Below are 14,393 nucleotides of genomic sequence, written 5' to 3'. Positions count from 1 at the left end.
GTCTCGCGCGCTTAGGCTTCGTCAGCCGAAAGTCATATGGTTCGACCGGCTCGCTTGCTTGAACTCGTCGGTGTTAGTCCGCACAATGCAGGGATAAAAGTTACCGCGCTACAACTCAATAAACATCAGGGGACGAAACTCGTGCGAATTCCAGGGAAAGCCGTCGGCGCTGCAACGGCGCTGTTGTTGAGCACGCCGGCCATTGCCGGCTGGGAGCCGGCCAAGCCGGTCGAGATCGTGGTGGCGGCAGGCGCGGGCGGTGCCTCCGACCAGATGGCGCGGATGATGCAGGCCGCGATCCAGAAGAACAATCTGATGAAGCAGCCGATCGTCGTCTCGCTCAAGGGCGGCGCCTCGGGTGCGGAAGCGCTGATGTACATGAAGTCCAGCGAGGGCGACCCGAACAAGGTGCTGATCGCCTATTCGTTGATCTACATGCTGCCGCTTTCGGCGAAGATCCCCTTCAATTGGCGTGAGCTGACCCCGGTTTCGGTGGTCGCGCTCGACCAGTTCGTGCTGTGGGACAACAGCGCAGGTCCCAAGACGGTGAAGGAATTCGTCGCGGCCGCGAAGGCCGCGAGTGCGCCGTTCAAGATGGGCGGCACCGGCTCCAAGCGCGAGGACCACGTGCTGACCGTCTTCCTCGAGCAGAAGACCGGCGCGAAGTTCTCCTATCTGCCCTACAAGTCCGGCGGCGAGGCCGCGACCCAGCTGGTCGGCAACCACACCGAAGCCAACGTCAACAACCCCAGTGAGAATCTCGAAGTCTGGCGCGCGGGCCAGGTGCGTCCGCTCTGTGTGTTCGACAAGGAGCGCATCTCCTACACCAGCAAGGTGACGGACACCCAGTCCTGGGCCGACATTCCGACCTGCAAGGAGGAGGGCGTCGACGTGCAATATCTGATGCTGCGCGCGATGTTCCTGCCCGGCAAGGTGACGGCCGAGCAGCAGGCGTTCTATGTCGATCTCTTCCACAAGGTGACGCAGACCTCGGAGTACAAGGACTACATGGAGAAGCAGGCCTTGAAGCCGATCTTCCTCACCGGCAAGGACATGGTGCAGTTCCTCGAGGAGGATGATGCGCTGAACAAGTCGCTGATGACCGAAGCCGGTTTCGTCGCGAAGTAGCCACTCTTCTTTCTTCTCCCTCGCCCCGTTCTGACGGGGTGAGGGGCTCTCTCCGCGAGTCCAATTCTCACCGTGATCGCGGAGACCTCCCCTCACCCCAACCCTCTCCCCGCAAGCGGGGAGTGGGGAAATTGGCCGCACTCCGTCCCTGGCTAAGCATGTCCCAAACCGATATCGAAATCGTCGTCGACGATCCGACCGCGCCCGAAGACGATTCGCCCTCCGTCGTGTCCTCCGGCACGATCGAGATCGTCGTCTGCCTCCTGCTGCTCGCGCTGGCCGTCACGCTCGGCTACGACAATTGGCGCACCGGCGCGTCCTGGGATTCGACCGGGCCCGAGCCTGGATATTTCCCATTCTATCTCTCGGTCATCCTCGGCGGCGGCAGCCTCTACGGCCTGATCGCGGCGCTGGTCGCGCACCGCAGGGCGGCTGAGACCTTCGTCACGCAGGCGCAGGCGCGCCGCGTGCTGGCGGTGTTCGTGCCGACGCTGCTGTTCTGCCTGGCGATGCAGTTCCTCGGCCTCTATGTCGCGAGCTTCCTCCTGATCGCGGGCTTCATGCGCTTGGTCGGCAAGATCGCGCTGTGGAAGTCGCTGCTCACGGCCTTCGTGTTCACGGCGATCATGTTCGTCACTTTCGACGTCGCCTTCGACGTCATCATGCCGAAAGGGCCGCTCGAAGCGGCCTTCGGCCGCTAGGCGAGCCTGCCATGGAAGCTTTCGGTCTCCTGCTCCACGGTTTTGCCGTCCTGCTGACGTGGAAGACGCTCGTCCTGATGATGGTCGGGCTGGTGCTCGGCATCTTCGTCGGCGTGCTGCCGGGCCTCGGCGGTCCCAACGGGGTTGCGATCCTGTTGCCGCTCACCTTCACGATGGATCCGACCTCGGCGATCGTGATGCTGTCCTGCATCTATTGGGGCGCGCTGTTCGGCGGCGCGATCACCTCGATCCTGTTCAACATTCCCGGCGAAGCCTGGTCGGTCGCGACCACCTTCGACGGTTATCCGATGGCGCAGCAGGGCCGGGCCGCGGAGGCGCTGACCGCGGCGTTCACCTCCTCCTTCATCGGCTCGCTGGTCGCGGTGCTGCTGATCACCTTCCTTGCGCCGATGATCTCGTCCTTCGCGCTGAAATTCGGCCCCCCCGAGTTCTTCGCGGTGTATCTGCTCACCTTCTGCTCCTTCGTCGGACTGGGACGCGAGGCCAAGCACAAGACGGTCATCTCGATGTCGCTGGGGCTGCTGCTGGCCGGCATCGGCATGGATACCGTGTCCGGCAATCTGCGCATGACCTTCGGCTCGCCGGAATTGCTCCGCGGCATCAACTTCCTGGTCGCCGTCATCGGCCTGTTCGGCATCAGCGAGATCCTGCTGACGATGGAGGAGCGGCTGGCGCTGCGCGGACATGCGGCGAGCATTTCCCTGCGCGTCGTGCTCGGCGTCTGGAGGGACCTGCCGAAATACTGGATGACGCTGCTGCGCTCCTCCTTCATCGGCTGCTGGCTCGGCATCACCCCGGGCGGCGCGATCGCGGCCTCCTTCATGGGCTACAATCTTGCCAAGCGTTTCGCCAAGGAGCCGGAGAGCTTCGGCAAGGGCCGCATCGAGGGCGTGTTCGCGCCCGAGACGGCGGCGCATGCCTCCGGCACCTCGGCGCTGCTGCCGATGCTGGCGCTCGGCATTCCCGGCTCGGGCACGGCGGCGATCCTGCTCGGCGGGCTGATGGTGTGGGGGCTCAATCCGGGACCGCTGCTGTTCGTCGAGCACAAGGATTTCGTCTGGGGCCTGATCGCCTCGATGTATCTCGGCAATGTCGTCGGCCTCGTGCTGGTGCTGACAACGGTGCCGATCTTCGCCTCGATCCTGCGCGTGCCTTTTGCCGCGGTGGCGCCGATGATCGTGGTCTCCTGCGCGATCGGCGCCTACGCGATCCAGAACGCGATGTTCGACATCTGGCTGATGCTCGGCTTCGGCGTGGTCGGCTACGTCTTCAAGAAGATCGGCATTCCGCTGGCGCCGTTCACCCTCGCGCTCGTGCTCGGCAACCGCGCTGAGGATGCCTTCCGCCTCTCGATGATCGGCTCCGGCGGCACGCTGAAGGTGTTCTGGTCGAACGGGCTGGTCGGCTCGATCACGACACTCGCGATCGTGCTGCTGTTCTGGCCCCTGATCGAGCGCTTGCTCGGCCGGGTCGGCTGGAGCCAGCGGGACAAACCGGCGACGCCATGACAAGCAAGTTTTATCAGTGTCTTAGCTCGTCGTGTCGCAATAGGCCGGTTGCTCACGCCTAGTGCTTCTACCCAAATGTTGCTGCCGCGCGACAGCCTCGGCCGTCCTTGGCGCCTATGCTCCCCCTGGATTTCCAGTCTTTCAGAGGGCATTGCAATGAAGCAGGTTGTGATAGGCATTGTGGCGGCATCACTGGTCGCGAGCAGTGCATTGGCCGCCGACCTGGGATCGAAACCCTACGTGAAGGCCCCGCCGGTCGTCGATCCGGTCTGGAGCTGGACGGGCCTCTATGCCGGATTGAACGCCGGATACAGCTGGGGCCGGGCGGACACGACCATCGCGCCGATCGCACTGCCATTCCCGGCCACGCAGTTCGGTGCGTTCGGCCAGAACGTCGATGGTTGGCTGGCCGGCGGTCAGCTGGGCTACAACTGGCAGGTCGATCCGAAATGGGTCGTCGGCCTCGAGGGCGACATTCAGGCGACCGGCGAGCGTTCGTCGCGGACGGCGACCACGACAAGCGCGCGTTACGGTTCGAATATCATCGGCCTTCCGATCGGCACCGACTTCAATTCCATTGCAACGCTCACCGCAAATCTTTCCTACGACCTGCAGTGGTTCGCGACGTTCCGCGGACGCGTCGGCATCCTGTCGGATCCGCAGACGCTCTGGTACGCGACCGGTGGTCTCGCTGTCGGCGAGTTCAAGTATTCGTCCGCGACCAATCTTGGAATCCAGGTCTTCGGGCCGGGCCTCGGCGGCACCACTCCAGTGGGCGCGTTCAGCTTTCCGATCGGGGCGGGGGTGTCCAGCAGCGATACCCGGCTCGGCTGGACATTGGGCGCCGGCGTCGAACGCAAGTTCACCCGGAATTGGTCGGCCAAGCTCGAATATCTCTACATGGATTTCGGCACCAAGACTTACTTCGCGGGAACCGCCAACCAGGCGGACGTCAGTTTCCACGATCACGTGCTGCGTGCCGGCTTCAACTATGCGTTCACCCCGACGCCCGTCGTCGCGAAATACTGAGCTGTCCAGCGCGAACCGCCTTCGATGCCCGGCAATCCTGCCGGGCATTGTCGTTTCCGGCCCAACTCAAACCACCTTCGCGTCCCTGAGCTTGGCGATCTCGTCCGCACCGAGGCCGAATTCCTTCAAGACCTCCTCGGTCTGCTCGCCGAATTCCGGCGGCCGCGCCACCATCCTGCTCGGCGTGCGTGACAGCGTTACCGGCTGGCCGACCAAGCGGATGTGGCGGCCCTCCTCGTTCGGCACGTCCTGGGCGATGCCGAGATGCTTGACCTGGGCGTCCTCGAACATCTGGTCGATGGCGTAGATCGGCCCGCAGGGCACGCCGGCCTCGTTGAGCTCGCGGACCCAGGTCTCGGTCGACTTGGTCACGGTGCGCTTCTCGATCTCGGCGTTGAGCGCGTCGCGGTTCTTGGAACGGGCAGGAGCCGTCGCATAGTCGGGATGGGCATAGAGCTCCGGCGCGCCGATCGCCTGCGCGCAGCGCTCCCAGATCCGTCCACCCGTCGTGGCGATGTTGATGTACCCGTCCGAGGTCTTGAACACGCCGGTCGGGATGCTGGTGGGGTGATTGTTGCCGGCCTGCTTGGCGACGTCCTTCTCCATCAGCCAGCGCGCGGCCTGGAAGTCGAGCATGAAGATCTGGGCCTGCAGCAGCGACGTCTGCACCCACTGGCCCTTGCCGGACACCTCGCGCTCGAGCAGCGCGGTGAGGATGCCCATGGCGCAAAACAGGCCGGCGGTCAGGTCGGCGACGGGAATGCCGACCCGCATCGGGCCTTGGCCCGGCGCCCCAGTGATCGACATCAGCCCGCCCATGCCCTGTGCGATCTGATCGAAGCCGGGCCGCTTGTGATAGGGGCCGTCCTGGCCGAAGCCGGAGATGCTGCCATAGACGATGCGCGGGTTGATCGCGGCGAGGCTGTCATAGTCGATGCCGAGCTTTTTCTTCACGTCGGGCCGGAAATTCTCGACCACGACATCGGCCTTGGCGGCGAGGCGCTTGAACACGGCGAGCCCGCGCTCGTCCTTCAGGTTCAGCGTCATGGCCCGCTTGTTGCGGTGCAGATTCTGGAAGTCGGAACCTTGCCGGGGGCCGCCCGGCTGCTCACCGCCGGCGTCCTCGGTCAGCGCGTCGATCTTGACGACATTCGCGCCCCAGTCGGCCAGTTGCCGCACGCAGGTCGGCCCGGAACGGACGCGGGTCAGATCGAGCACGGTGAAGCGCGACAGGGCTTCCGAGGCATGCGGAAAGGGCATCTTGAAAGGCTCCGGGACAGATTGCGGGCCTACCATAGTGCCGAAAGATCACGCCACAAGTCCGCGCCGACGCCGATCCCGCCTGCCGAAATGCCATGCCTGATGCGCTGCCTGCGAGATCAGCGCGACAGGCGCTTCAATTCGGCGCGCGCCTGCTCGGCCAGGGGATCGTCGGGGTGGCGTGCGATGAAGAGCTCAAGGGCTTCCCGCGTTCCCTTGCGGTGTGCGGCTTCGTATTCCTCTGCCACCGCAACAGCGGGGTCGCGGGCCATCGGCATCACGGGCGCGCGCACCGCCTTGCCCTTGTCGTCGGCCTTGGCCTTCTCCACCATGACAGGCAATCCTCCGAGGGGGCTCAATCCGGCGAGCGCGAGCAGGGCGCCAAACAGGCGAGCTGGAAATCGAGGTCGTGTCATGAAAACCCTGCAAATCACGGGTGTTCCGGGAACCAAGACCCTATTCGCGGCCCGTATGACTACGGGTTTTGATGGCTAACATCGTATTATCGAAGGCGCACGCACGCCAGTGCCCCATTTAAACCAAACGTTTAACTCTCAAGCTAGAATCATGGGCCTTCGCGGCGAATCACGCCCAATGCGTTGCTCTGGAGAGTCAATTGGCCACCGCTGTCAGTGTCAGTGCCACCAACAACGCCGAGATCGACGGCCTGCTGTCCGGTTACAAATGGACCGGCACGATCACCTATAGCTTTCCCGACGCATCGAGCGACTATCCCAATCCCTATTACGGTGACGGCGAGCCGACCACGTCGGGCTTTGCCTCGGCGCCCACCCAGATCCAGGCGGCGATCAACTACGCGGTCGGGCTGATCCTCGGTTACACCAACGCCAACATCCAGTACGCGGGCACGAACGGTGCCGACATCATGGTCGCGCAATCGCCGGCGGCCAATCCGACTGCTTACGCCTACTATCCCTTCAATTATGCGCCCGGCGGCGACATCTGGTTCGGCACCCAGTACAATTTCTCGCTGGCCAAGCTCGGCAATTATTACTTCACGACCGCGCTGCACGAGCTCGGCCACGCCATCGGCCTCAAGCACAGCCAGGAGGCCGGCGGCCCAGCCAACGTCGCGGTGCCGAGCGCGCATGACAGCAGCGAATACACCGTCATGAGCTATCGCAGCTATGTCGGTGGTTCAACGACGTCGGGCTACACCAACGAGGCGTACGGATATTCGCAGACCTACATGGCGAACGATATCCTTGCGCTCCAGACGATGTACGGTGCGGACTTCACGACCCAGAGCAGCAACACCGTCTACACCTGGAATCCGACCACCGGGCAGCAATCCATCAACGGCGTCGGGCAGCTCGCGCCGGGCGGCGGGGTCGGCGGCTCGGCCAACCGCATCTACGAGACGGTCTGGGACGGCGGCGGCGTCGATACCTACGACCTGTCGAACTACACGACGAACCTGAGCCTCAACCTCAATCCCGGCGCTTCGTCGGTGTTCTCTTCCGTGCAACTGGCGTATCTCGGCGACGGCCATTACGCCTCTGGCAACCTCTACAACGCCTATCTCTACAATAGCGACGCACGCTCCTACATCGACAACGCCATCGGCGGATCCGGCAACGACACCATCATCGGCAACGCCATCGCCAATACGCTGAACGGCGGCGGCGGCAGCGACACGATCACGGGCGGGGCGGGCAACGACACCATCACCGGCGGCACCGGCACCGACACCGCGGTGTACTCGGGCGGCCAGGCCAATTACACGATTACGTACAACACGACGACACAGACTTTCACCCTGGTCGACCTGCGCGGCGGTTCTCCTGACGGCACCGATACCGTCACCGGGGTTGAATATTTCCAGTTTGCCGGCGTCGCGGTCGCCAGCTCCACTCTGGTGACGACCGTGATCGAGACGCTCGGATCGACCAGCGTGGTCCAGTCGGGCGGCAACTATTACCTGAACAACATCTCCACCGGCACCGGACCTACGCTGAAATACGCGGGCTCTGTGGTGAACACGGCCAATTACACCACCTGGTCGGTCATTGCCGCGGAGCAGGTGTCGGGCGGCGGTTACGACGTGGTCTGGAAGGATTCCTCGACCGGGCATTACTCGGTCTGGAGCACGAACAGCAGCGGCAATTTCGTGACGACGCTTGCGGCAGCCCCCGAGGTGCTGGGCACCGATCCGTCTCTGCAGGCGCTGGAGCCGACCCTGCAGCAGGATCTCAACGGCGACGGCACGATTGGCCTCAGCGTCGTCACCATCGAGGCACTGGGATCGACCAGCGTCCTGCGGTCGGGCGGTAACTACTATCTGAACAACATCTCCACCGGCATCGGACCTGCGCTGAAATACGCAGGCTCGGTGGTAAACACCGCGAATTACACCACCTGGTCGGTCATTGCCGCCGAGCAGGTGTCAGGCGGCTACGACGTGGTCTGGAAGGATTCCTCGAACGGGCACTACTCGGTCTGGAGCACGGACAGCAGTGGCAATTTCGTCAAGACGCTAGCTGCGGCCCCCGAAGTGCTGGGGACCGATCCCTCTCTGAAAGCGCTCGAGCCGACGCTGCAGCAGGATCTCAACGGCGACGGCACGATCGGGGTGCCGGCTGCCCCGCCTGTGACGGTCGAGGCGCTGGGATCGACCAGCGTCGTGCGGTCGGGCGGTAACTACTATCTGGAGAACATCTCCACCGGCACCGGACCTACGCTGAAGTACCTGGGCAATGCGGTGAACACGGCCAATTACAGCACCTGGTCGGTCATCGCGGCCGAGCAGGTCTCGGGCGGTGGCTACGACGTGGTCTGGAAGGATTCGTCGACCGGGCATTACTCGGTCTGGAGCACGGACAGCAGCGGCAACTTCGTGACGACGCTTGCGGCAGCCCCCGAGGTGCTGGGCACCGATTCCTCTCTACAGGCGTTGGAGCCGACGCTGCAGCAGGATCTCAACGGCGACGGCACGATCGGGGTGCCGGTTGCCGCTCCTGTGACGGTCGAGGCGCTGGGATCGACCAGTGTGGTCGTGTCCGGTGGCAACTACTATCTGGAGAACATCTCGACCGGCATTGGACCTACGCTGAAGTACATGGGCAATTCGGTGAACACGGCCAATTACAGCACATGGTCGGTTATCGCGGCCGAGCAAGTCTCAGGCGGTGGCTACGACGTGGTCTGGAAGGATTCGTCGAACGGGCATTACTCGGTCTGGAGCACGAACAGCAGCGGCAATTTCGTGACGACGCTTGCGGCGGCACCCGAGGTGCTGGGCACCGATCCCTCTCTGCAGGCGTTGGAGCCGACGCTGCAGCAGGATCTCAACGGCGACGGCACGATCGGGGTGCCGGTTGCCGCTCCTGTGACGGTCGAGGCGCTGGGATCGACCAGTGTGGTCGTGTCCGGTGGCAATTATTATCTGGAGAACATCGCAACCGGCACCGGCCCTACGCTGAAATATTTGGGCTCTGTGGTGAACACGGCCAATTACACCACCTGGTCGGTCATTGCCGCCGAGCAAGTGTCGGGCGGTTACGACGTGGTCTGGAAGAATTCGGAGAACGGACATTATTCCGTCTGGAGCGCCGACAGCAGCGGCAATTTCGTGACGACGCTTGCCGCGGCCCCTGAGGTACTCGGGTCCGATCCGTCCCTGAAGGCGCTGGAGCCGACGCTGCAGCAGGATCTCAATGGCGATGGCGCCGTGGGCGCAGCGCCGCCAGCAACTGCCGGGCTCAATATGTCCGGGGAGGGCTTTGCTTTCAATTTCACTCAGGACGAGACTTCCTCGACCCCCTCGTTCGAGCTGCCGGATGCCATGCCTGCACCCGCGGACGTGCAGACAGCGTCAGAGCTGTGGGCGCAACAGTCGGGAAGCCCAGACACGGATGTAAGCGACATTCTGGCCGACTTTCTTCACAACCAGCAGGACAACGGTTTCCTGCTGAGCTGACGGCGTGGACGTCGATCGACGCAGTTTAGGGCGTTAGCCGGCGCGATTTCGAACGCCGCGGCTTTGCAGCTCACCAGGCGTACTTGAACACGCCCTTACCGGAATAGCTGGTGACGTTGCTTGAGAACTCGCCGTCGAAGGTGGCGGCGATCGAGAAGCCGCTCAGCCATTTCATCTCGGCGCTGCCGCTCACGAGTGCGGAATCGGCATCGACTTGAGCGCCGTTCACCACGAAGCTGGTGCCGGGCAGGGTCTGGAACAGCGCGGTGACTGCGCGGCTCGGATTGTAGTCGTGTGCCCAGGCGGCGCGGCCGCGCAGCGTCAGTACGCCGTTCTGCATCGCGTAGGACTTGTCGGTGCGCAGGCCAAGCTCAGAGCGGGTATCGGTCAGCGCTTGCGAAGCATAGTTCAACCCGAACAGCCCGCCACCGTTGAGGCTGACTTCCGAGTAATTGGGAAGATTGAAGTTCGTCACCTGCGCCGCAGCGTAGGGCGTGATGCCGACCAGCGGCGTCGCGAAGCGATAGCCGCCCTCGAAGCGGGCCGAGAATGTGTCGGCCTTGAAACGGCCCTGGAGCTGGTCGAAGCCGCCGGGCGCCACAGTGCGGTTGGTCGTGACGTCGTGCCAGCCATAGGCGAGCGCAGCCGAGACGTAGGCCGGCCCGAAATTGTGCCGGCCGTAGACGCCGGCCTGGAATAGGTCGGCCGAGCCCGAGCCCATCGCGTCGGCGAGCGAGTAATTCAGGCCGCCGCCACCGAGCGCAAAGCCGACCAGCGTGTCCACCGAGATCCTGTAGTCCGCGCCGGCTGCGCCGCCCCAGGCCCGCGCCGTCAGATCGTGCGAGCCGACCGGTACGTTGCCGCCGACCTGGGCCGAGCCGCCATAGCCGGCCGCCCAGACGCTCCAGCGGCTGCTTGGCTGCGAGGAAAGGAGCGGCGCCTTGGTCGCCATCGCATAAGCCTCGCGCTCGCGCGCCGTGGCCGGCCGCATCGCGGCGTAGGAGGCAACCTCATTGCTTCCGGCGAACTGTGCGACGCTGCCCGCCTTGGCGAAGCCACCGCTGCGTCCGGCGACGGTCGGGTCGAGCATCAGGTTGAGGAACTGGCCGTCGGCATTGATCGCCGCCTGGATGATACCGGTGCCGAGCTCGCCCGAGGCGATGCTCAGCCCCGCTGGCGACAGTGCCGCGAAGGCCAAGGGAATGCCGCCGGTGGTGTTGAAGAAGTTGGTCAGTGTATTCGCGACGTTCTGTTGGTTGACGTTGAGCCCGCCACCTTGCGCGAAATTGACGTTGACGTTGAGGAAGACGTTATTGGGGTCGTAGCTCAGCGTCCCCTTGAGCGTCGGCACGTTGGAGGCGACGTTCGGGTTGAAGGTGCTGCCGGCCAGGGTGCCGGCCGCGGTCAGGATCGTGTACTGCTTCTTGACCGTACCCGATGTGAAGTTGACGCTCACCGCCGCGCCGCCAAGACCGGCTGCGCCCGTGACCTGGGTGAGGCTCGCATTGGCCGAGGACACCTGCACCAGATAGGTCGAGGCGGCGGTAAAGGTCAGCGCTCCGCTGATCGTCATCGGGCCGAACGGATTCGTCGTGCTGCCGGGCGCCAGCGTACCGCCGTTGATGGCGACGCCCGCGATCGTGCCGCTGCCGGCGAGCGTGCCGCCGGCATTGACGCCGGTCGGGCTGTTCAGAATCGAGCCGTCCACCACCAGCGTGCCGCCGTTCACGGCGGTGGCGCCGGTATAGGTATTGATGCCGGTCAGCGTCTGCGTGCCCCCGGTGAGTGTGAGTCCGCCGCCGGCGCCGCCGTCGTCGATGACGCCGGCAAAGGTGCCGTTGCCGCCCGTGATCGTCAGCGCGTTGGCGCCGAGATTGACGGTGCCCGCGCCCGAGAGCGATCTGATCGCGGTGCCGGTGCTCAGGGCCGTGATGTCGAAGACGCCGTTGGCGATCACGTTGCTCGAGGTCGCAATGCTGCCATCGATGCCCCCGGAGGTGACGAGGTCCAGCTCGCCGAGGGCCTGGATGGTGGTCGTCCCGGTATAGGTGTTGACGCCGCCGAACGCCTGAACGGCGCCGCCGGCGATGACGACGCTGCCACCGCTGCTGCCGGCAATGCCGCCGTCCTGGATCACGCCGCCGAACGTGCTGCCGGACGTGATCGTCAGCGTCTTCGACCCCAGCGCGACGATGCCGCTGCCGCCCGGCGAACCGAGGCCGCGGATCGACGTGCCCGAGGTCGTCTGCGAGATGTCGAGCGTGGCACTCGCCGCGCTGAACGAGACGAACGCCGAGTTTGCAATCGAGCCCGCCCCCTTCAGTGCCAACGTCGCGCCGGCATCGATCTGGGTCGCATTCGAGTAGGTATTCACGCCGGACAGCGTCTGCGTTCCACCGAAAACCTCGAACCCGCCGGTGCCCTGGATCGTGCCTGCAAACTCGGTCGAACCATTGGTGATCACCAGCCCGTTGCCACCCATGTCGACGATGCCGGAAGCGCTGCCGGCAAGCGTCGTGATCACATTGAACGGGACGGCGGATGCCGAGATGTCGAGTGTCGCGTCCACCGTGACGACGCTGGATGACGAGATGCTGCCGAAGCCGGAGATTGCCAGCGTTCCCGCCGAGATCGTCGTGGCGCCGCTGTAGGTGTTGGTCCCGGCCAGCGTCAGCGTGCCCGTGCCGACCTTGGTCAGGCCGCCGGTGCCGGAGATGATGCCGTCGACCTGGGTCGAGCTGTTGGCGCCGCCGGTCGTGAGTGTGTTGGCGCCGAGAACATAATCGCCCGCACCTTCGATTGATCCGGCCGTCATTCCGCCGCTGGTCAAGCCTGAGATATCGACGGTACCGCCGGCATTGGTGATGAGCTTGGCGCTGCCGCCGGTTGCCGTGCCGGTGAAGTTCGTCGTTGCGCCGTTGTTGGTGGTGATCGTGGCACTGCCGGCAGAAGCCGAATTCTCGAACGTGACGATGCCGCTGTTGGCGAGACTTGCCGTTCCGGCCGTGCTGCTCTGACTGAATTTGACGTTGCCGCCGACATCGTTGGTGATGATCACGATCCCGGCGCCGCCGCTCGCGGTGCTGCCGTTCTGAAACACCAGATTGTTGCCGGAGGTGACCTCGAAGTTCTGGGTATTGACCGTGTCGTTGTTGATGATGCCCGTTGCGTTCACGGTGAACGGGTTGCCGATCGTGAACGTGTAGGCCTGCGAGGTGTTCGCGAACCGGATGGTGCCGATGCTGACGCCGCCGTTGTTGTTGTCGACCGCCGTGCTGCCGGTGTTGGCGAAGGTCGCGGTCCCGTCGGGCACGCCCGGGTTGGACGACCAGTTGGCCGGACTGGTCCAGTCCGAGGAGCCGCCGGTCCAGGTGCCGTCCAGGGCGTGCGCGGCGACGACGCCGAGTGCGGTGGTAGCGAGGAATGTCGCCAGGGAGCCGCGCACGATGGATCGCAGCCCATATCCGATCCGCCCTCCTGCCTTTGTCGCTCCGGCCATCCAAATCTTCTCAAATCAGCAAAGAAATCACTGCGAATATGAAATTTTGACGTGCGCTGCCGCCAGGCACCCACGCCATGTTCCCATGGCGCCGCAACGGCCCGCAATGAATGGCCGTCCATGTGCGCTCGTTTCCGGCCTGGCTCGCCTTGCATTTTCAGCCGCCGTGGCTACCGGGCAACATGCTGCATTGCGGCGGGGCAGGCCGGAAGGCCCGTGTCCCGCTCGGTGGGCGGCAGGGGCTCCCGAGTCCAGGCGGCACGCCGATCGCTGATGATGCCGCGCGGCGCGAATATTGCGGGGGCTTAATGCGTCGATGGACGTTCCCGCAGCGGCTCAGGCGATCTCGAGCGTGCGCTTGAAATAGGCGATCGTCTCCTTCAGCCCGTCCTCGAGCGCGACCTTCGGCTCCCAGTTCAGCAGCGCCTTGGCCTTGGCGAGGTCGGGCTGGCGCTGGCGCGGATCGTCCTGCGGCAGCGGCTTGAACACCAGCTTGGAACGCGAGCCCGTGAGCTTGATCACCTTCTCGGCGAGTTCGCGGATCGTGAACTCGGAATTGTTGCCGATATTGATCGGGCCGGTGATGTCTTCCGCAGTCGCCATCAACCGCATGATGGCCTCGACGAGGTCGTCGACATAGCAGAACGAGCGGGTCTGTCCGCCGTCGCCGAACACGGTGATCGGCTCGCCCTTGAGAGCCTGGACGATGAAGGACGACACCACGCGGCCGTCATTTGGCTGCATGCGGGGGCCGTAGGTGTTGAAGATGCGCGCGACCTTGATCGGCAGGCCGTGCTGGCGCCAATAGTCGAAGAATAGGGTCTCGGCGCAGCGCTTGCCCTCGTCGTAGCAGGAGCGGATGCCGATCGGATTGACGTTGCCCCAGTAATCCTCGGTCTGAGGATGGATCAGCGGGTCGCCATAGACTTCGCTGGTCGAGGCCTGGAAGATGCGCGCCTTGAGCCGCTTGGCGAGCCCCAGCATGTTGATGGCGCCGTGCACCGAGGTCTTGGTGGTCTGCACGGGGTCGCGCTGGTAGTGGATCGGCGAGGCCGGGCAGGCGAGGTTGAAGATGGCGTCGACCTCGATGTAGAGCGGGAAGGTGACGTCGTGCCGGACGGCCTCGAACAGCGGATTTGCGATCAGATGGGCGATGTTGCGCCGGCTGCCCGTGAAATAATTGTCGGCGGACACCACCTCGGCCCCGGTCTCGAGCAGTCGTTCGCAGAGGTGCGATCCGATGAACCCGGCTCCCCCGGTCACGAGGATGCGGCTGTTCCTGTAGTTTTCAAACGGCATGATCGGTT

General features: G+C 64.3%; 9 protein-coding genes. 5 read left to right on the top strand and 4 right to left on the bottom strand.

Annotated elements, in window-relative coordinates; genetic code table 11:
- Positions 1 to 141 precede the first annotated feature (141 nt).
- The 4 genes from WI560_RS22510 to WI560_RS22495 all read left to right on the top strand — a co-directional run bounded on the left by WI560_RS22510 (position 142) and on the right by WI560_RS22495 (position 4,387).
- On the top strand, positions 142 to 1,128 hold the full coding sequence (locus WI560_RS22510; protein WP_375304914.1) for a Bug family tripartite tricarboxylate transporter substrate binding protein: 987 nt from the start codon (positions 142 to 144) through the stop codon (positions 1,126 to 1,128).
- A 158-nt stretch (positions 1,129 to 1,286) separates the two neighbouring features.
- On the top strand, positions 1,287 to 1,829 hold the full coding sequence (locus WI560_RS22505) for a tripartite tricarboxylate transporter TctB family protein (RefSeq protein ID WP_375304913.1): 543 nt from the start codon (positions 1,287 to 1,289) through the stop codon (positions 1,827 to 1,829).
- An 11-nt stretch (positions 1,830 to 1,840) separates the two neighbouring features.
- A complete protein-coding gene (locus WI560_RS22500; protein ID WP_375304912.1) occupies positions 1,841 to 3,358 on the top strand; it encodes a tripartite tricarboxylate transporter permease in 1,518 nt (505 codons plus the stop codon).
- A gap of 75 nt (positions 3,359 to 3,433) precedes the next feature.
- Positions 3,434 to 4,387 (top strand): outer membrane protein, encoded by a 954-nt coding sequence (locus WI560_RS22495; RefSeq protein ID WP_375304911.1) that lies wholly within the window; start codon positions 3,434 to 3,436, stop codon positions 4,385 to 4,387.
- 66 nt (positions 4,388 to 4,453) lie between these two features.
- On the opposite strand, the gene WI560_RS22490 is transcribed toward WI560_RS22495, so the two are convergent.
- Both WI560_RS22490 and WI560_RS22485 read right to left on the bottom strand, forming a co-directional pair.
- Entirely contained in the window at positions 4,454 to 5,647 is a 1,194-nt protein-coding gene (locus WI560_RS22490; protein ID WP_375304910.1) for a CaiB/BaiF CoA transferase family protein, read from the bottom strand.
- A 119-nt stretch (positions 5,648 to 5,766) separates the two neighbouring features.
- Complete coding sequence (locus WI560_RS22485) at positions 5,767 to 5,979, bottom strand: hypothetical protein (RefSeq protein WP_375304909.1); 213 nt, start codon at positions 5,977 to 5,979, stop codon at positions 5,767 to 5,769.
- A gap of 284 nt (positions 5,980 to 6,263) precedes the next feature.
- On the opposite strand from WI560_RS22485, the gene WI560_RS22480 reads away from it, so the two are divergent.
- Positions 6,264 to 9,587, top strand: a complete 3,324-nt coding sequence (locus tag WI560_RS22480; RefSeq protein WP_375304908.1) for a M10 family metallopeptidase C-terminal domain-containing protein — start codon at positions 6,264 to 6,266, stop codon at positions 9,585 to 9,587.
- A gap of 70 nt (positions 9,588 to 9,657) precedes the next feature.
- On the opposite strand, the gene WI560_RS22475 is transcribed toward WI560_RS22480, so the two are convergent.
- Positions 9,658 to 13,086, bottom strand: coding sequence for an autotransporter domain-containing protein (locus tag WI560_RS22475; RefSeq protein WP_375304907.1), 3,429 nt, complete (start codon positions 13,084 to 13,086; stop codon positions 9,658 to 9,660).
- Between the two features lie 336 nt (positions 13,087 to 13,422).
- Entirely contained in the window at positions 13,423 to 14,385 is a 963-nt protein-coding gene (locus WI560_RS22470) for a UDP-glucuronic acid decarboxylase family protein (RefSeq protein WP_257196369.1), read from the bottom strand.
- Between the last annotated feature and the right edge of the window lie 8 nt (positions 14,386 to 14,393).

Origin of the sequence: Bradyrhizobium sp. A11, assembly GCF_042077125.1 — a bacterium.
Lineage (GTDB): Bacteria > Pseudomonadota > Alphaproteobacteria > Rhizobiales > Xanthobacteraceae > Bradyrhizobium > Bradyrhizobium japonicum_B.
This window is presented reverse-complemented; position numbering and strand designations above follow the sequence as displayed.

Excerpts from the sequence above, each read along its gene's own strand:
- WI560_RS22495 (WP_375304911.1), top strand. The coding sequence starts at position 3,434 with ATGTTGCTGCCGCGCGACAGCCTCGGCCGTCCTTGGCGCCTATGCTCC.
- WI560_RS22485 (WP_375304909.1), bottom strand. The coding sequence starts at position 5,979 with ATGGTGGAGAAGGCCAAGGCCGACGACAAGGGCAAGGCGGTGCGCGCG.
- WI560_RS22490 (WP_375304910.1), bottom strand. The coding sequence starts at position 5,647 with ATGCCCTTTCCGCATGCCTCGGAAGCCCTGTCGCGCTTCACCGTGCTC.
- WI560_RS22505 (WP_375304913.1), top strand. The coding sequence starts at position 1,287 with ATGTCCCAAACCGATATCGAAATCGTCGTCGACGATCCGACCGCGCCC.
- WI560_RS22470 (WP_257196369.1), bottom strand. The coding sequence starts at position 14,385 with ATGCCGTTTGAAAACTACAGGAACAGCCGCATCCTCGTGACCGGGGGA.
- WI560_RS22475 (WP_375304907.1), bottom strand. The coding sequence starts at position 13,086 with ATGGCCGGAGCGACAAAGGCAGGAGGGCGGATCGGATATGGGCTGCGA.
- WI560_RS22500 (WP_375304912.1), top strand. The coding sequence starts at position 1,841 with ATGGAAGCTTTCGGTCTCCTGCTCCACGGTTTTGCCGTCCTGCTGACG.